Below are 22847 nucleotides of genomic sequence, written 5' to 3'. Positions count from 1 at the left end.
ATGAAATTTACCGTCGAACGAGAACAATTACTCAAACCGCTGCAGCAGGTCTCCGGTGCCCTGGGCGGTCGTCCTTCTTTGCCAATTCTTGGCAATATTCTGTTGCAGGTCGAAGATGGCTGTCTGTCGATGACAGGTACCGATCTGGAAGTGGAGCTGGTTGCCAAAGTGGCACTGGCCGCGGATTTCGAGCCGGGTGCAATCACTGTCCCGTCGCGTAAATTTCTCGATATCTGCCGTGGTCTGCCGGACAGCGCCAATATTGTTGTGAGCCTGGAAGGTGATCGCGTGATCATCCGCTCTGGCCGCAGCCGTTATTCCCTGTCGACACTGCCGGCGGCGGACTTCCCGAATATTGAGGACTGGCAGAGCGAAGTCGAAATGACGTTGCCTCAGGGCCAACTGCGTCACCTGATCGACAGCACTCAGTTTTCGATGGCGCATCAGGATGTGCGTTACTACCTTAACGGCATGTTGTTTGAAACCGAAGGTAAGCTACTGCGTTCGGTTTCCACTGACGGTCACCGTATGGCGGTGTGTGCCACGGATTTAGATGCTGAACTACCGGGCAAGCAGATCATCGTACCGCGTAAAGGGGTACTGGAGTTGATGCGCTTGCTGGATACGCCGGATGCGATGGTCGATATTCGCTTCGGTAATTCGAATCTGCGCGCGGTGGTGAATAACTTCGTATTTACGACCAAGCTGGTTGACGGCCGTTTCCCTGATTACCGTCGGGTGATGCCGCAAAACAGCACTAAGTTTGTTGAAGCCAGCTGTGATGAGCTGCGCAAGGCATTTTCTCGTGCGGCGATTTTGTCTAACGAGAAGTTCCGTGGCGTTCGCCTTAACCTGTCTAACGGTGAGATGCGCATTACTGCCAACAACCCGGAGCAGGAAGAAGCGGAAGAGTTTCTGGATGTGAACTATGAAGGTGAAGATCTGGAGATTGGCTTTAACGTAAATTACGTGCTAGATGTGCTCAATACCCTGAAGTGTGAGCAGGTACGCTGGTCGTTGTCCGATGCGAATGCCAGTGCGTTGCTGGAAGACAGCGCCAGTGGTGATGCCCTGTATGTGGTTATGCCAATCAGACTCTAGGGCATGGCACTTACTCGTCTAATCGTCAAAGATTTCCGAAATATTGAAGCTTGCGACTTGTCTTTGTCGGCAAGCTTCAATTTTCTTGTCGGTGCTAACGGCAGCGGCAAGACCAGTGTCTTAGAGGCGATCTACTACCTTGGCCATGGCCGTTCCTTCCGCAGTCACCTGACCGGGAGGGTGATACGCCATGAACAGCCGGAGCTGTTTGTTCACGGCCGGCTGCAGACAAGCTCTAATATGGAGCTGCCGCTGGGGATCAATAAAAAGCGTGACGGTACAACTGAGGTAAAGGTTGCCGGCGAAGGCGGGCAGAAATTGGCGCATCTGGCGCAGGTACTGCCATTGCAGCTGATCACCCCGGAAGGCTTTGATTTGCTGATTGGCGGCCCGAAATACCGTCGCTCGTTTATCGATTGGGGCGTTTTTTATGTTGAGCCCAAGTTTTACCATGCCTGGAGCAGGGTAAAGCGGTTGACCAAACAGCGTAATGCTTTGCTCAAAACCGCCCGTAGTTATCGAGAGCTGAGCTACTGGGATCAGGAACTGGCGGTACTGGCAGAGGAAATCAGCCAGTGGCGCGATCAGTACCTGGAAGCGGTAAAGCAGAAAGCGGCGGAGATCTGCCAGGGCTTTCTGCCTGAATATGATATCCAGCTGGGGTACTACCGTGGCTGGGAAAAAGAAACACCCTATGCCGAGCTGCTTAAACGTAATTTTGAACGTGACTGCCAGCTCGGTTATACCGCAAGTGGGCCGCATAAAGCCGACTTGCGGATCAAGGTTGCCGGAACACCGGTTGAGGACGTTTTGTCCCGTGGTCAGCTGAAGCTGATGGTCTGTGCTTTGCGATTAGCACAGGGACTTCACCTGACTGAAGCTACCGGCAAGCCATGTGTATATTTAATTGATGATTTTGCTTCCGAGCTGGATAGCCATAGGCGTGCGCTGTTGGCGCAACGGTTAAAGGAAACCAACGCCCAGGTTTTTGTCAGTGCGATCAGTAGTGAACAAATTGCTGAGATGCATGATGAAAATGGCAAGATGTTTCATGTGGAACACGGTAAAATAACCGCAGGATAATTAAAGCGAGAGTAACTCAATGTCCAACAACTACGATTCATCAAGCATTAAGGTGCTTAAAGGCCTCGATGCGGTACGTAAGCGCCCAGGGATGTACATTGGCGATACCGATGACGGTACTGGCTTGCACCATATGGTCTTTGAGGTCGTCGATAACTCTATCGATGAAGCTCTTGCTGGCCACTGTGAAGATATCATTGTTACCATCCATGAAGATGGCTCTGTGTCTGTCAGCGATGATGGCCGTGGTATCCCAACTGAACTCCACCCAGAAGAAGGGGTATCGGCTGCTGAAGTTATCATGACGGTACTGCACGCTGGTGGTAAGTTTGATGACAACTCCTACAAAGTATCCGGTGGTCTGCACGGGGTAGGTGTTTCGGTTGTTAACGCCCTGTCTGAAAAAGTAGAGCTGACCATCCAACGTGCTGGTTCGATTCACCAACAGATTTACCGCCACGGTACACCGGAAGCGCCACTTGCTGTTATCGGTGATACAGAAAAAACCGGTACCCGCATCCGTTTCTGGCCAAGTGAAGAAACCTTCACCAACATTGAATTCCAGTACGAAATCCTGGCTAAGCGCCTGCGCGAGCTGTCGTTCCTGAACTCCGGTGTTTCCATCAAACTGATTGATGAACGCGAAGAAGGAAAGAATGACCACTTCATGTATGAAGGTGGTATCCAGGCTTTCGTTGAACACCTGAACCGTAACAAGACGCCAATCCACCCGAAAGTATTCCACTTCAACTTTGAGCGTGAAGACGGTATCTCAGTAGAAGTGGCTATGCAGTGGAACGACGGTTTCCAGGAAAACATCTACTGCTTTACCAACAATATCCCGCAGCGTGATGGTGGTACTCACCTGGCTGGCTTCCGTGGTGCATTGACCCGTACCCTGAACAACTTCATGGATAAGGAAGGCTACTCGAAGAAAGCCAAAACAGCGACTTCCGGTGATGATGCCCGTGAAGGCCTGACAGCGGTTGTTTCGGTAAAAGTGCCAGATCCTAAGTTCTCAAGCCAGACAAAAGACAAGCTGGTATCGAGTGAAGTGAAGCCGGCGGTTGAATCATCAATGGGTGAGAAGCTTAGTGAATTCCTGCTGGAAAACCCGAACGATGCCAAGACGGTTTGTACCAAGATTATTGATGCTTCCCGTGCCCGTGAAGCTGCACGTAAAGCACGTGAAATGACTCGCCGTAAAGGTGCGCTTGATCTGGCTGGCCTGCCGGGCAAGCTTGCAGACTGTCAGGAAAAAGATCCTGCACTGTCTGAACTTTACATTGTGGAGGGTGACTCTGCGGGTGGTTCTGCCAAGCAGGGCCGTAACCGCAAGAATCAGGCGATTCTGCCGCTGAAAGGTAAGATCCTGAACGTTGAGAAGGCACGCTTTGACAAGATGCTGTCTTCACAGGAAGTGGCTACGCTGATCACGGCGATGGGTTGTGGTATCGGCCGCGATGAATACAATCCGGACAAACTGCGTTACCACAGCATCATCATCATGACCGATGCCGATGTCGACGGCTCGCACATCCGTACGCTGCTGTTGACTTTCTTCTACCGTCAGATGCCAGAGCTGATCGAACGTGGTCACATCTTTATTGCCCAGCCTCCACTGTATAAAGTGAAGAAGGGTAAACAAGAGCAGTACATCAAAGATGATGAAGACATGAACCAGTACCAGGTTGCATTGGCGCTGGACAACGCTGCACTGTTTACAGCAGAGGGTGCACCGGCAATGTCTGGTATGGCTCTTGAGGATCTGGTTAAGCAGTACAATGGCGCGATGAAGCTGATTGAGCGTATGAGCCGTCGCTATCCGTCTCTGATGCTGAACGAGTTTGTATACCAGCCACGCCTGACAACTGAAATGCTGGCAGATCAGGCTGCGGTTGCAGCTTGGGTTCAGCCTCTGATTGCTGCACTGAACGCTAAACAGTCTGGTGAAAGCCAGTACAACTTTGAGACTGTTCGTGATGAAGAAAACAATGTTTGGCTGCCGAAGATTGTCGTTCGTACTCACGGTGTTGATCACGTACACCAGCTAAGCTTCGATCTGTTCAATTCTAAAGAGTACGGCAAGCTGGCTGAGCTGTCTGAAGCACTGGATAACCTGCTGGATGAAACAGCTTATGTTCAGCGTGGCGAGCGTAAGCAGCCGGTTAGCAGCTTCAAAGAAGCGCTGGAGTGGTTGATCAAAGAGTCTCGTCGTGGCCTGAGCCTGCAGCGATACAAAGGTTTGGGTGAGATGAACCCGGAACAGCTGTGGGAAACTACGATGGATCCTGAATCTCGTCGTATGATGCAGGTAACCATTAACGATGCGGTTGCGGCAGATGAACTGTTTACCACTCTGATGGGTGATCAGGTTGAGCCTCGTCGTCACTTCATTGAAGAAAACGCACTGAACGCGAATCTGGACGTATAATCCTCTTCGTATTGCTCTGAACAAAACGCTGAAACGCCACTCTCAGGAGTGGCGTTTTTTTATGCCTGTTTTGTTCAAACAGTTTAGTGTCTCTCTTTCTTTCTGCTTTTTTGTTGTGTCTTTTATTACGCTAACTGGTTGTTGTTTTTTGAAGACGGAGAGGGGAGTCTGAGCGTGTTTTTCACCTGTTGGGAGAGAAGATAAAAATTTTGCGGTCAGGGGTTGGAAAAGTTTTGGCTCATCCCTATATCTAATTATGAAGAGGTCGGTGCCAAAAGTTGGGCCGACAAACGGTTTGTCCCGAGGCGGAAAACCACTTCAGACAATTCATTATCGTTATATGTTTATTGCTTCAAGAGAAGGATATTATTATGCGTAACCTTGATTTCACTCCTTTATACCGTTCTGCTATTGGCTTTGATCGTCTGTTCAACCAGATGGAGAAAAGTGTAACTAACGCAAATGCGGGTTACCCTCCATACAACATCGAACAGCAGGATGAGCATCATTACCGCATCACCATGGCGGTGGCCGGCTTTGCTGAAGAGCAACTGGATATCACCCAGCAGCAAAACAAACTGATTGTTCGCGGTACTCGTGAGAATACTAAAGAAGAAGCTCAGTACCTGTACCAGGGTATTGCTGAGCGCGACTTCGAGCGCAAGTTCCAGTTGGCTGATTACGTTAAAGTTGTTGGTGCCGAGATGGAAAATGGTCTGCTGCATATCGATCTTGAACGAGAGATCCCGGAAGAGCAGAAGCCACGTAAGATTGCGATTAACGGTCAGCGTTTAATTGAAACCGAATAACGCAGAGTTCGGATAAGGTGTGAAAGGTCAGCTTCGGCTGGCCTTTTTTATGTCTGAATTTTGATGAGCTCACGTTATGGTCCTTTGTCCATGAGTTGATTCACTTGCCTGTTTGTTTACCCGCTATGCTTATGTTTGATCCCAGCGCGCCTTATTATTGATTTAGCAAGAGGCGGCTGTTTCACGTGAAACAGCGTTGCTTGTCCGAATTTGGAGAGGGGAGCTATGTCGACCATTACCCGTTATGTCAGTATCGATCTAGATTTGTATTCCCGGCAGGATATATCCCCACTGGCCGCCACCCTTCAGGACCAGGTGCGGATTCTCCATTGCGGTTGGCTGGATGAGCATCTGTTTCAGCTTTCTGTTGAGCCTGCCAGTGATGAGTTTGCCTCAATAGAAGAAGAACTCGAGTCTTTGCTGGTGGCCGCAGAGGAGTTGCCTGACGATCTCAAGCTACTGTGGTTCTCGTCATTTGATATTGTGTTTAACCTGACCTTTGAGGCTGGAGGCCACCATCGCCACCAGGTAAAAGTTCATGCTGATTACCTGAAGCGAATGGGAGAGCTAAATGGTGCGTTAAACGTCATGACTTATCTTGCCGCAGCCGAGTAAGTAATGGATGTTATTAGCTGACATGCAGGCCAGATTTAAATTGTGGGTATGGGTGATAGCTGTGATTTGGTTTATTGGTCTTGTTTGTAGCGGTAACTAGGAGAGGGCGTTCTTAATTATTTATGGGTAGGGCAATTAGGAATGAAGAGCGGGGGCGATCTTCTTGCTTAAAACAAAGCTGCCGAGTTGGCAGCTTTGTTGGTTGTAGGGGTTAAACCTGTTGGTAGGCTTTTTCAACTTCTTCAGCAATGATGGCAATACCGCGCTTCATGTCATCATCGTTCTGGACGTAGTTCATCCGCAAACATTCGTGGGCATGGCTCCAGTCGCCATCAAGACCGATAAAGAAGTATTCACCAGGAACGATAAGCACCCCACGGGCCTTGAGCCGTTGATACAGTTCCATGGTAGTGATTGGCAGGTCTTTAAACCATAACCAAAGGAACATTGCGCCTTCCGGTTTGTGGATCCTGAACCGTTCATCCTTAATGGCATCTTGTAGTAACTCGACGGCATATTGGGATTTGCGAAGATAAAATGGCTTGATGGTCTGTTCGCTGAGTTTTAGCAGATCCTGATTCTCAATCATTTTGTTTGCTATTGCCGGACCGACACTACCAGGGGCAAGGCTGAGTACGCCGTTCATGTTAGCTATCGCAGTGGCAATTTCTTCACTGGCGATTACGATGCCGCAACGCACACCAGGCAAGCCAAGTTTGGACAGGCTCATGCAAAGAATAGTGTTGTCATTCCAGAATGGGGTGACATCTTCAAAGATGATGTCGGGGAAAGGCATGCCATAGGCATTATCAATGATTAATGGGATATCGTGTTCACGAGCCAGTACGTCAAGGTGTTTGATTTCCTCATTGGTGAGGACATTGCCGGTCGGATTAGTCGGGCGTGAAGCACAGATTGCGCCGATGCTGTCATCGACTACAAGTTGACTGAAGTCGACATGGTATTTAAACAGGCCATCATCAAGCAGGGTGATCTCAGGGCGGAAGGATACAAACATATCCGGCTCCAGGCCCGAGTCACTGTAACCGATATATTCCGGTGCCAGCGGTAGCAGAATTTTCTTTTTGCTGCCATCCGGGTAAGTGCCGGCTAGCAGGTTGAACAGGTTGAAGAAGGCACTCTGGCTACCGTTAGTCAGGACGATGTTTTTGGCGGTGATATCCCAGCCATAGGTGGTACGGAGCAGTTGGGCGAGGGCATGAAGAAATACATTCTTACCTTGCGGGCCGTCATAATTTGTCAGGGCGGCGGTCAGCTCGCCGCTGGCTGTCATTTGCACGCAGAGCTGGTTGAAGTATTCAACCATTGCCGGGATTTGTGCCGGATTGCCGCCGCCGAGCATGATGGCATCCGGGTTGCGTAAGCCATCGTTTAAATCGTCCATTAGTTGGGTGATCCCCGAATAACGGGCGAACTTATCTCCGAATCTAGAAAACTCCATTTTTACTTCCGACCTCAGTCTATCGCTCTTATCTATTATGATACTTCTACTGTATACGTCATGTTCATCAGTCAACATACCTCATCGAGCCTGAGAGGGAAAGGATCAGAAATAAGCCGGTGTTCGTTTGATTTCAGAGGCTGATGTCTCAGGCGGGAAAGGCCCGTCAGGATAGAGGAAAGGGATGACCTGGAGCCGTCTATTTTTCGGGCTTAATTGTTTTCGCCTTATTCCCTTCATAGCTGTTTCACGTGAAACCTAGGAAGACGAATTTTACCTTGGGGGAAAAATGAGTGAGCAATGAAACAAGCTGTTTTGCTTATATCTCTGCCTCATGTTGAAACTCATTTGTGCCGGATGAGTTGAGTCAGTTAAAGGTTGGGGGATTGAGGTTTGCGGGAAGCGAAGTGGAGTTGTGAAGACAGATATAAAAAACCCCATGCCACAGGCATGGGGTTGGATACTGAAGTTCGGTGATTATTTCTGTAGTAGAGAAATATCAGCCACTTTCAGGAACTGGTTACGTAGTAGGTTCAGCATTGCCAGACGGTTCACTTTCAGCTTCTCGTCTTCAGCCATTACCATTACGTTGTCGAAGAACGCATCGACAGTTTCACGCAGGGTAGCCAGTTCAGACAGAGCCTGTTGGTAGTTACCTTCAGCAAAAACAGGGGCCAGAGCAGCCACCATAGCTTCTACTTTTTCTGCCAGAGCTTTCTCTGCATCTTCAGCCAGCAGGTTGCTGTCGATAGACGCAGGAAGTTCACCGTCGAATTTCGCCAGGATATTACCTACACGCTTGTTCGCTGCTGCCAGTGACTCAGCTGCTTCCAGACCACGGAAGTGAGTTACTGCTTTCACTCGCTTGTCGAAGTCAGAAGGTTGAGTCGGACGACGTGCCAGTACCGCTTGGATCGCGTCAACGCTGTGGCCTTCGTCCTGGTACCATGCACGGAAACGACCCAGCATGAAATCAATCACGTCTGCATCTACGTTTTGGTTAGTCAGCTTGGCACCGAACAGTTCTTTCGCTTTGTTGATCAGAGCAACTAGATCCAGGTTGTAGCCTTTCTCTACGATGATACGCAGGGCACCCAGTGCTGCACGGCGAAGGGCAAACGGGTCGTTAGCACCTTTCGGATGCTGGCCGATTCCGAAGATACCAACCAGGGTATCAATCTTGTCAGCCAGGGCAACAGTCGCAGCAACGTCAGATGATGGCAGCTCGTCACCGGCGAAACGAGGCATGTACTGCTCGTTCAGGGCAACAGCAACATCTTCGTGTTCACCGTCCAGACGTGCGTAGTGCATGCCCATCACACCCTGGGTGTCAGTGAATTCGAATACCATTGAGGTCATCAGGTCACACTTAGAAAGCAGGCCAGCACGCTCAGCGTGCTCAACGTTGGCACCGATCAGCTCGGCAATGTAACCGGACATCGCAGTGATGCGATCTGTCTTGTCACGCAGCGTACCCAGTTGCTTCTGGAACAGAACAGTTTCTAGCTCAGGTAGGCGCTCAACCAACGGACGCTTGCGGTCGGTGTTGAAGAAGAACTCAGCATCAGCCAGACGAGGGCGAACCACTTTCTCGTTACCTTCGATGATCTGACGTGGGTCTTTAGACACGATGTTAGATACGAAGATGAACTTAGGAACCAGGTTGCCTTCAGCATCGTAAACAGGGAAGTACTTCTGGTCGCCTTTCATTGTGTAAACCAGAGCTTCAGAAGGTACGTTCAGGAACTCTTCTTCGAATGATGCGGTCAGTACTACCGGCCATTCAACCAGAGACGTGACTTCTTCAACCAGCTCGTCTTCAAGATCTGCGATACCACCAACTTCTTGAGCTGCTTTTTGAGCGTCAGCAAGAATGATTGCTTTACGAGCTTCGTAGTCCGCCATTACTTTGCCACGCTCTTCAAGAAGCGCAGGGTACTGGTCGGCATTGACGATAGTGAACTCAGGTTCGCCCATGAAACGGTGGCCGCGGATAGTGCGTGCAGATTCCACACCCAGGATACTACCCGGGATCAGTTCGTCACCCAGCAGCATAGTTACGGTTTTAACCGGACGGATAAACTGAGTATCTTTGTCGCCCCAGCGCATTGGCTTAGGAATTGGCAGCTTAGCAAGTGCAGCTGCAACCAGATCACAAAGCAGTGCTTGTGCTGGCTGACCTTTCACTTCTTGTTTGTACAGCAGCCATTCGCCTTTGTCAGTTTTCAGGCGGTCTGCCTGATCAACTGTGATGCCGTTACCACGAGCCCAGCCTTGAGCGGCTTTGGTCGGGTTACCGTCTGCATCAAATGCAACAGCTACAGCTGGACCACGCTTCTCAACCACTTTATCGGCCTGGCCTTCAGCCAGTGCGGATACTTTCAGTGCCAGACGGCGAGGTGCCGCAAACCATTTAACACCCTGGTGTGCCAGATCTGCGGTTTTCAGTTCAGCTTCGAAGTTTGCTGCAAAAGCTTCAGCAAGGGTACGAAGTGCTTTTGGTGGCAGCTCTTCCGTACCCAGCTCAATAAGAAAATTCTTCTCGGTCATGCGATGCCCTTACTTGTCTTTTTTGCACATAGGGAAGCCCAGGGCTTCACGAGATGCGTAGTAAGCTTCTGCAACCTGCTTAGTCAGGTTACGAATACGCAGGATGTAACGCTGACGCTCGGTAACCGAGATCGCTTTACGTGCATCAAGCAGGTTGAAGGCATGGCCAGCTTTCAGAATACGCTCGTAGGCTGGCAGTGGCAGTGGATTTTCCAGAGCCAGCAGTTCCTGGCTTTCCTTCTCGCACTGGTCGAAGAAGGTGAACAGGAAGTCTACGTCTGCGTGTTCGAAGTTGTAAGTTGACTGTTCCACTTCGTTCTGGTGGAAGATATCGCCGTAGGTTACTTTGCCTAGCGGGCCGTCAGTCCAAACCAGATCATAAACAGAGTCAACGCCCTGGATGTACATCGCCAGACGTTCAATACCGTAAGTGATTTCGCCGGTAACTGGTTTACATTCAAGACCACCAACCTGCTGGAAGTAAGTAAACTGAGTTACTTCCATGCCGTTCAGCCATACTTCCCAGCCAAGACCCCAGGCACCCAGAGTCGGGTTTTCCCAGTTGTCCTCAACAAAACGAATGTCGTGCACTTGAGTGTCGATACCCAGTGCTTCCAGTGAACCCAGGTATAGTTCCTGGATGTTGTCCGGTGAAGGCTTGATGATCACCTGGAACTGGTAGTAGTGCTGAAGACGGTTAGGGTTTTCACCGTAACGGCCATCAGTCGGGCGGCGAGATGGTTGTACATACGCTGCTGCAATTGGTTCTGGACCCAGAGCACGCAGACAGGTCATTGGGTGAGAGGTACCTGCACCAACTTCCATGTCCAATGGTTGTACAATGGTACAACCCTGCTGGCCCCAGTAATCCTGCAGCGCGAGGATCATGCCCTGAAAGGTTTTAATATCGTATTTCTGCATTGTCAGCTTCGCGAGATTAGTGGATTAAAAGAATTTTTTAGTAACAATCCAGTATACCTTGCATGGCAAGGCCCGAGTAGGGCTGTTGCATGTTTTTTGGCCATCTTTGGGCAAATTGGTTAAATTAGTTGGTCAATGGCAGGATTCACAACGGTAATGATAATTTTACACTGTTCTGATATACCTTCCTGAAGGCCCGATACAATGGCCGGGCTTTCGTTTTATAGCTCGTCAAATGCTGGCGGGGAATACAATCACATCGATAATAAATCGAGAACTAATGGACAAGACGATGGACTTCAATTCTTCATTGGTCGCTACCAAATGGGTGCGAAATGTAATTTTTGCTACGGCAACAGCTGTTGCAGCAGCAGGCTGTAGTACTGTGAATCCTTATTCCGGTGAATCTCAGACTGCCAAGGCAACCAGTGGTGCGCTGCTTGGTGCAGTGGCGGGGGCTGCAATTGGTGTGGCTTCTTCAAGTAAGAGTGACCGTGGTAAAGGCGCGCTGATTGGTGCGGCGTCCGGTGCTGCACTGGGTGGTGGTATCGGCTATTACATGGATGTACAGGAAGCAGAACTGCGTCAGCAACTGCAATCAACTGGTATCAGTGTTACCCGTGACGGCGACAACATTGTGCTGAATATGCCAAATGCGATCACTTTTGAGTTCGATAAAACCGAACTTAACCCACGTGCAATGCAGGCGCTTCACAATGTAGCGCTGGTAGCGAAAGAGTACGACAAGACTGTTCTGAATGTGTATGGCTTTACGGATAGCTCTGGCTCTGAGTCTTACAATCTGCGCCTGTCTCAGGTTCGTGCCAGTGAGGTGAGCAATTACCTGATCCGCGAAGGTGTAACGGCGAATCGTGTTGTGGCGAAGGGGATGGGTGAATCACATCCGATTGCGACGAACAGCACTAAACAGGGCCGTGCGGAAAACCGCCGTGTTGAGATTGTTCTGTCTCCGCTGTCATAACTTTCCCGGGCTGCCGCCGACAAGTCGGCAGCCCGTCATCATTCCTGTTTATTCTCTCTGCTTGATCCTGTCATCGATGCTGGTTATTATCCTGTTTCCTTTGGGGAGTAGCCTCTCGATCTATCGAGACCATCGTCAACATAATTGAAGCAAAATCTTCATGGCGATTGTGACTCACATTTTCCCTACGAGTGAGTTTGGCGAGACCATAGGCAAACCAGCATGAACCGGGGTGGGGCATGTGCGTTTGTCCGTGGTTGTTAAATACCAATCCTCGCCCCAAAGAGCATGTCGTGAGTATTCTAGCCGTATCTATTACTACCGTAGCCCTTGCTGAAATCGGGGATAAAACCCAACTCTTATCTTTGTTGCTGGCCAGTCGTTATCGCAAACCTGTTCCTATCATTTTGGCGATTTTCCTGGCAACGATAGCCAACCACGCCCTCGCTGCCTGGCTGGGTGTGGTGGTGGCCGATTTCCTTTCACCTGAAGTATTGAAGTGGGTGCTGATAGTCAGTTTTGTCTTGATGGCTGGGTGGATCCTGATCCCGGACAAGATGGATGATGATGAGCAGATTTCCAATCGCGGGCCGTTTATCGCCAGCTTTATTGCTTTCTTTATTGCTGAAATCGGCGATAAGACGCAGGTTGCCACAACGGTACTGGGTGCCAAATTCCATGACGGCTTGTTGTTGGTGGTGATGGGTACAACGATCGGAATGCTGTTGGCGAATGTTCCTGTAGTACTGATCGGGAAATTATCAGCCGACAAAATGCCGCTTGGACTTATCCGTAAAGTGACTGCTGCATTGTTTGTTGCACTGGCTGTGGCGGCTGCATTTGGTCTTTAAGCCTGCGACTAACTCCCGGTTTTTATTCCCTTAATATGTCGGGATGTTTCACATGAAACATCCCGTTATTGTTTGTTCATGACAGTCCGGTAACAAGAGATTGAACTGTGATATTGGCAGCAGTGTGCAATTAAATGCCATGGTATGGTGAAGTTAAGGTGAACGGTAGTAGGAGGGAGTATGGACCGTTTTCTCGCTATTTCGCCGCGAAGCCAGTTCTGGTTGTTTAACCTTGCTCTGGCCCTCAATATTTTGGGAATGGTGTTAACCGATATGTGGGTCCCTATGGTGGTAGGGGCGATTGTGACAACCTACTTATCCGTTGATGCTCTGGTCAGGTTGCGCTATGTGCTGCCGATGAAAAAGGAAATCCGCGAATTGCGCCATGAGCTGGAAAAGGCCAACAAGGCATTGCGTGACAGTTATGAATCTCAGCAATAGGGATTGATTGCAGTTAGTCAAAAAGATAAATAATACCGAATATGTAAAAGGCAGCTCTCTGAGCTGCCTTTTTTAATTTGCGCCTTTTTGGATTAAGTACCGATATGGAAGGTTATCGGTTTCTGCGGCAAGCAGGGTGTGATCCATGAATCGGCAAAAACTCGGAATATCCCGGGTTGTTGACGGGTCATCTGCTGTGATCAAAAGCGTGTCGCCTTCGGCCATTTTTCTTACTGTTTTACGGACCATCATAACTGGCTCCGGGCAGCGCAGGCCTTCGGCTTCGAGAATATGAGTCGCGTTTTCAAATGTAGCAGTCATAGCATATACGTGTTGTTGCGAAGCTTCCGATCATACTTATGGATAAGAATTAATCAATAAGGCTTGGCAAATCACAATTAATTGTGTAACGTATTTAACAAGTCATTAACGTTGTCTTCTAAAGGATTAGGAGGGTGCATGATGTTGACTCAGATGGATCGCTTAGCTGTTTATAGTGTGTTGTGCTTTATTACCTTTTGCTCTTTGGTGATTCGAAGTCCGGATCAAACCAGTATTTTTGCTTTGGCTGCCTTGGTTGCTTCTGCACTAGGACTCTGGTTTGAACTCACCAACTCACCTGAGCTTGAAGAAGAAGAACACTAATGTGCGCATCATATCTCACTCCCGGTTTTCTTGGGCTTCCCCGCTGATAGAGCGGGATTTTTTTTATTGGTCGTTCCATAATACTCTTCCTTATTTATTGGGTTACCGAAGCAAGGTCAGAGCGAAATGGAACTAGAAGAAGTTTACCGCCGTGATTTAAACCTGCTGGTGGCACTGAAAGTGTTACTGGAAGAAGGCAGCGTCAGCCGGGCGGCTGTCAGGCTAAACCTGAGCCAGTCGGCGATGAGCCGGGTATTGGGGCGTTTGCGCGATTTGCTTGGTGATCCTTTATTTACCCGCCAGGGCCAGCGACTGTTACCGACACAAAGAGCACTGGAGCTAAATGAAGCACTGAACGTGCCGTTGGAAGCGATGCGTATTTTACTCACGCCCGCTGATTTCGATCCGGCGCGGTGTGAACAACACTTTGTTATTGCCACTACCGACTACGCGATGCAAACCATCCTGCCGTTTGCCTTGCCGCGTATCTATGAAGAAGCGCCGAATATTTCGCTGGAGTTCCCGCCGCTTCAACATGATCACTTACTGAACCAGCTTACAACTGACGGTTGCGATATGGCGATCTGTCGGCCGACCGGGCCGATTGAGCCGTTGCGTCGTGACAAGCTCGGGCTGGTGAGTGTGTTTTGCATGTTGTCGAAGCAGCATCCGCTGGCTGATAAAGAACTTTCGTTAGAGGATTACCTGACATTTCCCCATGCGATGATAGCGATCAGTGATGGGGTGAAGTCGTTAATTGATGAAGCCTTGCGTGGGTACTCCCAGCGCAAAATGGTATTGCGGGCCTATCACCTGGAAGCGGCATTGGCAATTGTTGATAAGATGCCGCTTATTATTACCGTTCCGGCTGACTTAGCGTACCTGGTTGCGGACAAGCATGATTTGGTGGTGAAGCCGTTGCCGTTCGAGTTCAAGCCGTTTGATTATTCGCTGATCTGGCACCCGCGCTGTGAGCATTCGGCCTCGCAAATCTGGCTGCGGAATTTGATTCAGGAAGAGTGCGGTAAGCTGATCGATAAACGTATTCACGATATGGGCTTGGTGTAACTTCAAAGATGCTGATTAGTGAAGTTTGTGGTTGTCACTATGGGAGAGCGGGCAAAGTCTGCTAGAAAAAAGGCCAGCGGGGAGCTGGCCAAGGTAGTCAATATCTAACTCTGTTGTTTAGTTTTAAAACTGGTCTTTATAGCTTAATCACGACACGACCGGTGATCTGGCCGTTAGTGATAGCTTCTGCACACTCAGCAACTTCTTCCAACTGAACTTCACGGCATGCCTGCTCATAGAAGCTGGCTGGTAGTAGTTCGTTCAGACGTTTCCATGCTTGCTGACGTTTTTCAAACGGGCACATAACTGAGTCGACACCCAGCAGGCTTACGTTACGCAGGATAAATGGCATTACAGTGGTTGGCAGATCAAAACCACCAGCCAGGCCACAAGCAGCAACTGCGCCGTTGTAATCTACCTGAGCCAGTACTTTCGCCAGTACCTTGCTGCCGACTGTATCTACGGCACCCGCCCAGATTTGTTTTTCCAGCGGACGTGAAGGTTCTTCAAACTCACTGCGCTCGATAATGCGGGCCGCACCCAGTTGTTTCAGTAATTCGCCATTGGCTTCAGCACGGCCGGTAACGGCAGCTACCTGATAACCAAGCTGGGAAAGCAGGGTAACGGCAACAGAGCCAACACCACCGCTGGCACCGGTAACCAGTACTTCGCCGTGTTCTGGTTTGATACCGGCATCGACCAGCGCCTGAACACACAGCATCGCTGTCAGGCCGGCAGTACCGATCATCATTGCTTGTTTACCGCTCAGGCCTTCCGGCTGAGGTACCAGCCAGTCTGCTTTCAGGCGTGCTTTTTCAGCCATGCCGCCCCAGTGGCCTTCACCGACACCCCAGCCGGTCAGAACCACTTTGTCACCGGCTTTGTAGCGGTCATCACTTGATTCAGTTACGGTACCGCTCAGATCGATACCTGGCACCATTGGGAACTGGCGGACAATCTTGCCCTTACCTGTGATGGCCAAACCATCCTTGAAGTTCAGCGACGAGTAGTCGACATCAATAAGCACATCACCTTCAGGAAGTTGTGATTCTTCAACTTGCTGGATAGCTGCGATGGTTTTTTTCTCTTCTTGGTTAAGAACAAGTGCCTTAAACATAAGAATGCTCCGGATTTGAATAAAAGGGGGCGTTGATGGCTATTGAGTGTAGTCCTGATATGACTATGAATAAAATGAAACTTTATCATTTTATATATGCATCACAAGCATGGGTTAAACAGAAGCGCTGTACTGCGATCATTGGGCAGGAAAAAGAAAAGCCCGCGTGAAGCGGGCTTGTTGTTTGGCTTATCTGGTGGTTATTCGACACGCTCAAAAATGGTCGCAATACCCTGACCGAGACCAATACACATGGTTGCCAGACCAAACTGGACATCATTGTGTTCCATCAGGTTGATCAGGGTGGTGGAGATCCGTGCACCGGAACAACCCAGCGGGTGGCCAAGGGCAATGGCGCCGCCGTTCAGGTTGACCTTATCGTCAACATTGTCGAGCAAGCCTAAATCTTTGGCACATGGCAGCGACTGAGCGGCAAAGGCTTCGTTGAGTTCGACCATGCCGATATTATCCATGGATAGTCCGGCGCGCTTCAGGGCTTTCTGGGTGGCCGGTACCGGGCCATAACCCATAATTGACGGATCACAACCGGCAATGGCCATTGCTTTCACCCGGGCGCGGATCGTCAGCCCCAGCTCCTTGGCTTTGGCTTCACTCATGACCAGCATGGCTGCGGCACCATCAGACAGAGCGGATGAACTGCCGGCTGTGACTGTGCCGTTGGCCGGATCAAAGACCGGACGCAATCCTGACAGTGCCTCGACCGTGGTTTCCGGGCGGATCACCTCATCGTAGTCGAACAGCTTAAGGCGACCGTCTTCGTCATGGCCCTCGGTTGGCAGGATTTCATGAGTAAAGCGACCTTCCACCGTGGCGGCATGGGCGCGCTGGTGGGAGCGGGCAGCAAACTCATCCTGCATTTCGCGGCTGATACCGTGCAGTCGGCCCAGCATCTCGGCGGTCAGCCCCATCATACCGGCGGCTTTGGCGACAGACTTCGATAAACCGGGATGGAAGTCGACACCATGGTTCATCGGCACATGCCCCATATGTTCGACCCCCCCGATAAGGCAGGTGTCGGCATCGCCGACCATAATGGCGCGGGCTGCATCATGCAGCGCCTGCATGGAGGAGCCGCACAGGCGGTTAACTGTGGTTGCCCCGACGGTATGGGGAATGCCGGCAAGTAGGGCGGCATTACGGCCAACGTTAAAACCTTGCTCTAACGTTTGCTGTACACAGCCCCAGTAGATATCTTCAATGGTTGCCGGATCAACCTGCGGGTTTCGTGCCAGCAGGCCTTTCATCAGATGAGCTGACAGATCTTCTGATCGGACATGACGGTACGCACCACCTTTGGATCGACCCATCGGGGTACGGATACAATCAACAATCACAACGTTATTCATTTTTTGTTCCTCATCCTTAAGTGGTGGTTAAGCCTTGTCCGGAGTGTTTTGTGCAGGAAGCGGATAGTAAGTTTCCTCTTTTTCTGCCTTTTCCCTTAGGCCGGTCGGAACCTCATAGACAGCGCCCAGTTGGGCATACTGATCTGCCATGGCTACATAGTTAGCCAGCCCCAAGGTATCTAGGTAACGGAACACGCCGCCGCGGAACGGAGGGAAGCCCAGGCCGTAAACCAGCGCCATGTCTGCTTCTGCCGGGCTGGCGATAATACCTTCTTCCAGGCAGCGAACGACTTCGTTGATCATCGGCACCATCATGCGGGCAATGATGTCATCACTGCTGTAGTCGACGGCCTCACCGGATACCGGCGCAAGCAGGTCGGTAACATCCGGATCGGCGTTCTTTTTCGGCTTACCTTTGCGGTCGACTGAATAGTTGTAGAAGCCTTTACCATTTTTCTGCCCGAAACGTTGGCTTTCGAACATCACATCGACAGCATCTTTATAGTCTTTGCTCATGCGCTCCGGGAAACCTTCGGCCATAACAGCCTGGGCGTGGTGCGCGGTATCAATGCCGACCACATCCAGCAGGTAGGCCGGGCCCATCGGCCAGCCAAACTGTTTCTCCATCACCTTGTCAATTTTGTTGAAGTCGGCACCATCACGCATCAGCATGCTGAAACCGGCAAAGTAAGGGAACAGTACGCGGTTAACAAAGAAGCCGGGACAGTCGTTGACCACGATAGGGGATTTACCCATTTTGGCGGCATAGGCGACAACGCGGTTGATGGTGTCGTCTGAGGTCTGTTCGCCGCGGATGATCTCAACGAGTGGCATGCGGTGTACCGGGTTGAAGAAGTGCATGCCGCAGAAGTTTTCCGGGCGATTGAGCGATTTGGCTAACAGGTTGATAGGGATTGTTGAGGTATTGGAGGTGAGCACTGTGTCCTCACTGACCAGACCTTCTACTTCCGACAATACCGCCGCTTTGACTTTCGGATTTTCGACCACGGCCTCAACAATGACATCAGTCTGCTCGATACCGGCGTAATGCAGGCTGGGTTGAATAGCCGACAGTACCTTGGCCATCTTCAGGCCATCGATGCGGCCACGCTCAAGTTGTTTGTTCAGCAGCTTGGCCGCTTCCCCCATACCGAGCTCCAATGATGGCTCGGCGATATCTTTCATCAGAACCGGCACCCCTTTCAGGGCTGACTGGTAGGCAATGCCTCCGCCCATGATACCGGCTCCCAGTACAGCCCCTTTGCTGGTGGCTTTGCCTGCTTTGGCCGCTTTTTTCGCTTTGCCTTTGATGTACTGATCGTTAAGGAAAATACTGACCAACGCCTGGGCGACATCCGTTTTGGCTAGTTTAGTAAAGTGCTTGTTTTCTACCGCCAGTGCTTCATCACGGGAAAGGGTTGCAGCTTCTTCAATAGTGATGACCGAGGTGATCGGAGCCGGGTAGTGAGGGCCGGCGATCTGGCTGACCATGCCTTTGGCGGTGGTAAAGCTCATGGTCGCTTCGATTTTATTCAGTGGTAACGGTGCTTTTTTTTGCTCTCGGCGGTGGTGCCAGTCCAGCTTGCCATCGATGGCATCTTTTAGCATCGCAATGGCGGCGTCTTTGAGCTTGTCTGGTGCAACAACGCCATCGACCAGGCCTAACTTGAGCGCATCTGCTGCTTTTTTATCTTTACCCGCCGTAATGATTTCCATCGCCGAATCGGCACCGATCAGTCGCGGTAGGCGAACGGTTCCGCCGAATCCGGGCATGATACCGAGTTTGGTTTCCGGCAGTCCGACGCGGGCTGTGGTATCGGCAAGGCGGAAGTCGGTAGCAAGTACACACTCACATCCGCCGCCAAGGGCATGGCCGTTGATGGCAGAAAGGGTTGGAACAGGGAGATCTTCTAATTTGTTGAAGATGTCGTTGGCATGGCTCAGCCAGTAAGACAGTTCTTCGGCAGGTTTGGCAAACAGGCCAAGAAACTCAGTGATATCAGCACCGACAACAAATGCGTCTTTATCTGATGTCAGCAACAGGCCTTTGAGGTCGGTTTGCTGGTAGAGCGCATTCAGGGCTTCGTTAAAGCTTTCCAGAGTCGCAAGGTCAAACTTGTTGACGGCGCCCGGGGCGTTGAGGTTGAGCTCCGCAATGCCATCTTCCAGATAGCTGACGGATAAGGTTTCTCCTTGATAAATCATGTTCTATCTCCGTGAATACCGGTTCTTTGCCGAATTTGATTTAACTGGTTAGACCTGTTGAGCAGGTTAAAGATTAGTCTGAACCTGTTATGCAACGATTACAACACTTATTTTAAACAAATGTTTAACTTTTTGTTGTGAATTAAGGGGGCTGTACAGATGAGTAAGTCGCGTTGGTGAATTAAGGTTGCTTTTAAATTTATTGCTTATCAGTGGCTTAGGTTTTGGTTGGTGGCTTTGTCTGTATGTTGCGAAAATGTAGTAATACTGGTGACAAAGAGCTGGTCATGCGTTTGCCGGTGGGGCTGCTTCGCTTTTTTACGGTGAGATTGAAGCCTCATCTGTGCGCTGTGTTATCCTGAGCTATTGTCTTTGGTTTTCTTAATAGAATCATCATTATGGAATCTGAACCGTATTTCATTCCGGCCGAGATGGCGACGTTTGAAGAAGAAATAAAGAAGAGTCGGTTTATTACTTATCTGGCTCATACACCGTCGGTCGAGGCGGCTAAGGCGTTTGTACAGCACATAAAAACCAAACACAGTGATGCCCGCCATAACTGCTGGGCATTTGTTGCCGGACGACCAACAGATTCTATGAAATGGGGATTCAGTGATGATGGCGAACCGTCGGGAACCGCGGGAAAACCGATTCTGGCCCAGCTGACTGGTTCCGGTATCGGTGAAATCACGGCTGTGGTAACCCGTTACTCCGGTGGAATCAAGTTGGGAACAGGTGGCTTGGTGAAAGCCTATGGTGGCGGTGTTCAGCAAGCATTAACTGTGTTGCAAACCAAAGAAAAAGTAATAACTTCGGAACTTACTCTGAGCTGTGCATATAATCAGGTGTCACTCGTTGAGTCGTTGCTTGCCGAGTATGCAGGGGTTCAGCTGGGTGCTGATTACGGAAACCAGGTCGAGATGACCGTGGAGATTGATAGCCGGGTCGCAGAGGAATTTATTGCTAAGCTGACCAATCGTAGTGGTGGCCGTATTGTTCCGGTATTTAACTCCCAGTAATTCTTCAAATAATCATAACAACAGGATGAGAGCCGGCTAAGGCTATGCAATTTCGTTCCATTATCAGAATTGTCGGGTTATTGCTCGCACTGTTCAGTGTCACTATGCTGGCACCGGCACTGGTGGCATTAATTTACCGCGACGGTGCGGGTTACCCGTTTGTGGTGACCTTCCTTATTCTTTTTACCGGTGGTGCTTTGCTGTGGGTGCCAAACCGGCGTTATCGCCGTGAACTCAAAGCCAGAGATGGCTTTTTGATCGTTGTCCTGTTCTGGACCGTTATCGGCAGCGCCGGGGCCGTGCCGTTTATCTTGTCTGAAACCCCGGTGATGTCGGTGACGGATTCTTTTTTCGAATCGTTTTCTGCCTTGACGACAACCGGGGCGACGGTGATTGTCGGGCTGGATGATTTGCCTAAGGCGATCTTGTTCTATCGCCAGCTTCTGCAGTGGTTTGGCGGGATGGGTATCATCGTGTTGGCGGTCGCCATCCTGCCCGTACTGGGTATCGGTGGTATGCAGCTGTACCGGGCGGAAATTCCCGGACCGGTTAAAGATAGCAAGATGACACCGCGAATTGCCGAAACGGCAAAAACCTTGTGGTACATCTATCTGGCACTGACGGTAAGTTGTGCGGTGGCATTCTGGATGGCAGGAATGACAGTGTTTGATGCTATCGCTCATAGCTTCTCTACCGTGGCGATCGGCGGCTTCTCAACCCATGATGCCAGTATGGGGTATTTCGATAGTCCCACTATTAATATGATCACCGTGGTGTTCCTGTTGATTTCCGGCTGTAACTTTTCGTTGCATTTTGCGGCATTTGCCAATGGCGGGGTGCACTTGCGAACTTATTGGCGTGATCCTGAGTTCCGGGCGTTTCTAGCCACCCAGCTGATCCTGCTGCTGATTTGTTATAGCCTGCTGCTCAAGCACCATTCCTATGACTCTCTTTATGATGCTTTTGATCAGGCGTTGTTCCAGACAGTGTCGATTTCAACCACAGCTGGCTTTACGACAACCAGCTTTGCCGAATGGCCGCTGTTTTTGCCGGTACTGTTGCTGTTTTCATCCTTTGTGGGCGGTTGTGCCGGTTCGACCGGTGGCGGCATCAAGGTAATCCGTATGTTGCTGCTTTTATTACAGGGTGTGCGGGAGCTTAAGCGTCTTGTTCACCCAAGGGCGGTTTATACGATCAAAATCGGTAACAAAGCGCTGCCACAACGAGTCGTGGATGCGGTATGGGGCTTCTTTTCTGCTTATGCCCTGGTGTTTGTGATTTGTATGCTGGCGTTGATTGCGACCGGCCTAGATGAATTGACGTCATTTTCTGCTGTGGCGGCCACGTTGAATAACCTCGGTCCCGGATTGGGGGAGGTCGCGGTACACTTCGGTGAGATTAACGATCCGGCGAAATGGATATTGATTATCTCAATGCTGTTTGGTCGTCTGGAAGTATTTACATTATTGGTACTCTTTACGCCGACATTCTGGCGTAACTAAGGAGAGGACGTGGAAAAGGTTTTATTGCTTCATTCAAGCACCGATGGTCAGACGGTGAAAATCCTTCATTATATAGAGGAACAATTGGGTACCGACTGTCAGTGTGAGTTGAAAGACTTAAATACGCTGCCGGAGATTGATTTTGCTGACTACCAGCGCGTATTGATCGGAGCATCCATCCGTTACGGGCATTTAAATAAAAAATTGTACGAATTTATTCGTCTTCACAGGCCTGCGCTGGAAAAACATAAAGTGGGTTTTTTCTGCGTGAACCTGACAGCCCGTAAAGAAGGTAAGAATACGCCGGAAACCAGCGCTTATATGAAGACCTTCCTAAAAAAGTCACCTTGGCAGCCAAAATTGCAGGCGGTGTTTGCTGGTGCACTACGATATCCGAAGTATCGTTGGTTCGATCGGGTGATGATTCAGTTCATTATGCGGATAACTGGTGGAGAAACTGACCCGACTAAAGAAGTGGAATACACAGATTGGGATAAGGTTTCCCTGTTTGCACGGCAGTTTCGGCAGTTTTAAGTGCGATTTATGATGCTTTAGTTTATTTTTTGTTCGAAAGGCTTTTTTTTGTGATTTTTTTGCAAAAAGCCTCTTGCCAACGTGATCGAAGTCTCTATAATGCAACCCCACTGACACGGAACACGACAGCGAATGTCGCTA

General features: G+C 50.1%; 20 protein-coding genes and 1 riboswitch. Of the genes, 13 read left to right on the top strand and 7 right to left on the bottom strand.

All coding sequences use genetic code 11. From position 1 onward, the window contains the following. The 5 genes from dnaN to C942_RS18655 all read left to right on the top strand — a co-directional run bounded on the left by dnaN (position 1) and on the right by C942_RS18655 (position 6042). Positions 1 to 1101, top strand: a complete 1101-nt coding sequence (gene dnaN, locus C942_RS18675; RefSeq protein ID WP_007468689.1) for a DNA polymerase III subunit beta — start codon at positions 1 to 3, stop codon at positions 1099 to 1101. Positions 1102 to 1104: 3 nt separating this feature from the next. Next, complete coding sequence (recF, locus tag C942_RS18670; RefSeq protein ID WP_007468687.1) at positions 1105 to 2184, top strand: DNA replication/repair protein RecF; 1080 nt, start codon at positions 1105 to 1107, stop codon at positions 2182 to 2184. Between the two features lie 19 nt (positions 2185 to 2203). Next, complete coding sequence (gene gyrB, locus C942_RS18665; protein ID WP_007468685.1) at positions 2204 to 4618, top strand: DNA topoisomerase (ATP-hydrolyzing) subunit B; 2415 nt, start codon at positions 2204 to 2206, stop codon at positions 4616 to 4618. A 371-nt stretch (positions 4619 to 4989) separates the two neighbouring features. Beyond that, on the top strand, positions 4990 to 5427 hold the full coding sequence (ibpA, locus tag C942_RS18660) for a small heat shock chaperone IbpA (RefSeq protein WP_007468683.1): 438 nt from the start codon (positions 4990 to 4992) through the stop codon (positions 5425 to 5427). A gap of 225 nt (positions 5428 to 5652) precedes the next feature. Beyond that, positions 5653 to 6042, top strand: coding sequence for a hypothetical protein (locus tag C942_RS18655; protein ID WP_007468681.1), 390 nt, complete (start codon positions 5653 to 5655; stop codon positions 6040 to 6042). 211 nt (positions 6043 to 6253) lie between these two features. On the opposite strand, the gene C942_RS18650 is transcribed toward C942_RS18655, so the two are convergent. The 3 genes from C942_RS18650 to glyQ form a co-directional block, all read right to left on the bottom strand. Then, a complete protein-coding gene (locus C942_RS18650; RefSeq protein WP_036801128.1) occupies positions 6254 to 7504 on the bottom strand; it encodes a valine--pyruvate transaminase in 1251 nt (416 codons plus the stop codon). Between the two features lie 477 nt (positions 7505 to 7981). After that, complete coding sequence (gene glyS / locus C942_RS18645; protein ID WP_007468677.1) at positions 7982 to 10054, bottom strand: glycine--tRNA ligase subunit beta; 2073 nt, start codon at positions 10052 to 10054, stop codon at positions 7982 to 7984. A gap of 9 nt (positions 10055 to 10063) precedes the next feature. Next, a complete protein-coding gene (glyQ, locus tag C942_RS18640; RefSeq protein WP_007468675.1) occupies positions 10064 to 10975 on the bottom strand; it encodes a glycine--tRNA ligase subunit alpha in 912 nt (303 codons plus the stop codon). Positions 10976 to 11255: 280 nt separating this feature from the next. Between glyQ and C942_RS18635 the strand changes: the two genes are divergently transcribed. From C942_RS18635 to C942_RS18625, 3 genes are all read left to right on the top strand, one after another. Beyond that, the gene (locus tag C942_RS18635; protein ID WP_157097582.1) at positions 11256 to 11957 is read left to right on the top strand and encodes an OmpA family protein; all 702 of its coding nucleotides are present in this window, start codon (positions 11256 to 11258) and stop codon (positions 11955 to 11957) included. Between the two features lie 90 nt (positions 11958 to 12047). Further along, positions 12048 to 12156: riboswitch (yybP-ykoY riboswitch) on the top strand. Between the two features lie 94 nt (positions 12157 to 12250). After that, positions 12251 to 12808 carry a TMEM165/GDT1 family protein gene (locus C942_RS18630; RefSeq protein WP_007468671.1) on the top strand — a complete coding sequence of 186 codons (558 nt, stop codon included), beginning with the start codon at positions 12251 to 12253 and terminating at the stop codon, positions 12806 to 12808. Between the two features lie 180 nt (positions 12809 to 12988). Further along, positions 12989 to 13249 carry a hypothetical protein gene (locus tag C942_RS18625; protein ID WP_007468669.1) on the top strand — a complete coding sequence of 87 codons (261 nt, stop codon included), beginning with the start codon at positions 12989 to 12991 and terminating at the stop codon, positions 13247 to 13249. 72 nt (positions 13250 to 13321) lie between these two features. Here C942_RS18625 and tusA read toward each other — a convergent pair whose 3' ends face one another. Beyond that, complete coding sequence (gene tusA / locus C942_RS18620; protein WP_036801125.1) at positions 13322 to 13570, bottom strand: sulfurtransferase TusA; 249 nt, start codon at positions 13568 to 13570, stop codon at positions 13322 to 13324. A gap of 141 nt (positions 13571 to 13711) precedes the next feature. Here tusA and C942_RS18615 point away from each other — a divergent pair, with 141 nt between their 5' ends. After that, on the top strand, positions 13712 to 13894 hold the full coding sequence (locus C942_RS18615; RefSeq protein WP_036801139.1) for a hypothetical protein: 183 nt from the start codon (positions 13712 to 13714) through the stop codon (positions 13892 to 13894). 126 nt (positions 13895 to 14020) lie between these two features. Beyond that, entirely contained in the window at positions 14021 to 14962 is a 942-nt protein-coding gene (locus C942_RS18610; RefSeq protein WP_007468663.1) for a LysR family transcriptional regulator, read from the top strand. A 136-nt stretch (positions 14963 to 15098) separates the two neighbouring features. Here the strand turns inward: C942_RS18610 and acuI are convergent, their stop codons facing one another. From acuI to fadB, 3 genes are all read right to left on the bottom strand, one after another. After that, complete coding sequence (acuI, locus tag C942_RS18605) at positions 15099 to 16079, bottom strand: acrylyl-CoA reductase (NADPH) (RefSeq protein ID WP_007468661.1); 981 nt, start codon at positions 16077 to 16079, stop codon at positions 15099 to 15101. 200 nt (positions 16080 to 16279) lie between these two features. Continuing rightward, a complete protein-coding gene (gene fadA / locus C942_RS18600) occupies positions 16280 to 17446 on the bottom strand; it encodes an acetyl-CoA C-acyltransferase FadA (protein ID WP_007468656.1) in 1167 nt (388 codons plus the stop codon). Positions 17447 to 17473: 27 nt separating this feature from the next. After that, positions 17474 to 19651, bottom strand: a complete 2178-nt coding sequence (fadB, locus tag C942_RS18595) for a fatty acid oxidation complex subunit alpha FadB (RefSeq protein ID WP_007468654.1) — start codon at positions 19649 to 19651, stop codon at positions 17474 to 17476. Positions 19652 to 20049: 398 nt separating this feature from the next. Between fadB and C942_RS18590 the strand changes: the two genes are divergently transcribed. The 3 genes from C942_RS18590 to hemG are packed head-to-tail and all read left to right on the top strand — an operon-like array spanning position 20050 to position 22706. Next, positions 20050 to 20670: a YigZ family protein gene (locus tag C942_RS18590; RefSeq protein ID WP_007468652.1), complete on the top strand. Its 621-nt coding sequence runs from the start codon at positions 20050 to 20052 to the stop codon at positions 20668 to 20670. A gap of 44 nt (positions 20671 to 20714) precedes the next feature. Then, positions 20715 to 22172, top strand: coding sequence for a TrkH family potassium uptake protein (locus tag C942_RS18585; protein ID WP_007468650.1), 1458 nt, complete (start codon positions 20715 to 20717; stop codon positions 22170 to 22172). A gap of 9 nt (positions 22173 to 22181) precedes the next feature. After that, positions 22182 to 22706 carry a menaquinone-dependent protoporphyrinogen IX dehydrogenase gene (hemG, locus tag C942_RS18580; RefSeq protein ID WP_007468648.1) on the top strand — a complete coding sequence of 175 codons (525 nt, stop codon included), beginning with the start codon at positions 22182 to 22184 and terminating at the stop codon, positions 22704 to 22706. Positions 22707 to 22847: the final 141 nt, after the last annotated feature.

It is taken from the genome of Photobacterium marinum (genome assembly GCF_000331515.1).
Taxonomy (GTDB): Bacteria; Pseudomonadota; Gammaproteobacteria; order Enterobacterales; family Vibrionaceae; genus Photobacterium; species Photobacterium marinum.
Note: the sequence above shows the minus strand (reverse complement) of the source record. Positions and strands in the feature narration are given on the sequence as shown.

Bases quoted from the DNA above. Each gene is read 5' to 3' on its own strand.
- dnaN (WP_007468689.1), top strand. From the start codon at position 1: ATGAAATTTACCGTCGAACGAGAACAATTACTCAAACCGCTGCAGCAG.
- recF (WP_007468687.1), top strand. From the start codon at position 1,105: ATGGCACTTACTCGTCTAATCGTCAAAGATTTCCGAAATATTGAAGCT.
- gyrB (WP_007468685.1), top strand. From the start codon at position 2,204: ATGTCCAACAACTACGATTCATCAAGCATTAAGGTGCTTAAAGGCCTC.
- ibpA (WP_007468683.1), top strand. From the start codon at position 4,990: ATGCGTAACCTTGATTTCACTCCTTTATACCGTTCTGCTATTGGCTTT.
- C942_RS18655 (WP_007468681.1), top strand. From the start codon at position 5,653: ATGTCGACCATTACCCGTTATGTCAGTATCGATCTAGATTTGTATTCC.
- C942_RS18650 (WP_036801128.1), bottom strand. From the start codon at position 7,504: ATGGAGTTTTCTAGATTCGGAGATAAGTTCGCCCGTTATTCGGGGATC.
- glyS (WP_007468677.1), bottom strand. From the start codon at position 10,054: ATGACCGAGAAGAATTTTCTTATTGAGCTGGGTACGGAAGAGCTGCCA.
- glyQ (WP_007468675.1), bottom strand. From the start codon at position 10,975: ATGCAGAAATACGATATTAAAACCTTTCAGGGCATGATCCTCGCGCTG.
- C942_RS18635 (WP_157097582.1), top strand. From the start codon at position 11,256: ATGGACAAGACGATGGACTTCAATTCTTCATTGGTCGCTACCAAATGG.
- C942_RS18625 (WP_007468669.1), top strand. From the start codon at position 12,989: ATGGACCGTTTTCTCGCTATTTCGCCGCGAAGCCAGTTCTGGTTGTTT.
- tusA (WP_036801125.1), bottom strand. From the start codon at position 13,570: ATGACTGCTACATTTGAAAACGCGACTCATATTCTCGAAGCCGAAGGC.
- C942_RS18615 (WP_036801139.1), top strand. From the start codon at position 13,712: ATGTTGACTCAGATGGATCGCTTAGCTGTTTATAGTGTGTTGTGCTTT.
- C942_RS18610 (WP_007468663.1), top strand. From the start codon at position 14,021: ATGGAACTAGAAGAAGTTTACCGCCGTGATTTAAACCTGCTGGTGGCA.
- acuI (WP_007468661.1), bottom strand. From the start codon at position 16,079: ATGTTTAAGGCACTTGTTCTTAACCAAGAAGAGAAAAAAACCATCGCA.
- fadA (WP_007468656.1), bottom strand. From the start codon at position 17,446: ATGAATAACGTTGTGATTGTTGATTGTATCCGTACCCCGATGGGTCGA.
- fadB (WP_007468654.1), bottom strand. From the start codon at position 19,651: ATGATTTATCAAGGAGAAACCTTATCCGTCAGCTATCTGGAAGATGGC.
- C942_RS18590 (WP_007468652.1), top strand. From the start codon at position 20,050: ATGGAATCTGAACCGTATTTCATTCCGGCCGAGATGGCGACGTTTGAA.
- C942_RS18585 (WP_007468650.1), top strand. From the start codon at position 20,715: ATGCAATTTCGTTCCATTATCAGAATTGTCGGGTTATTGCTCGCACTG.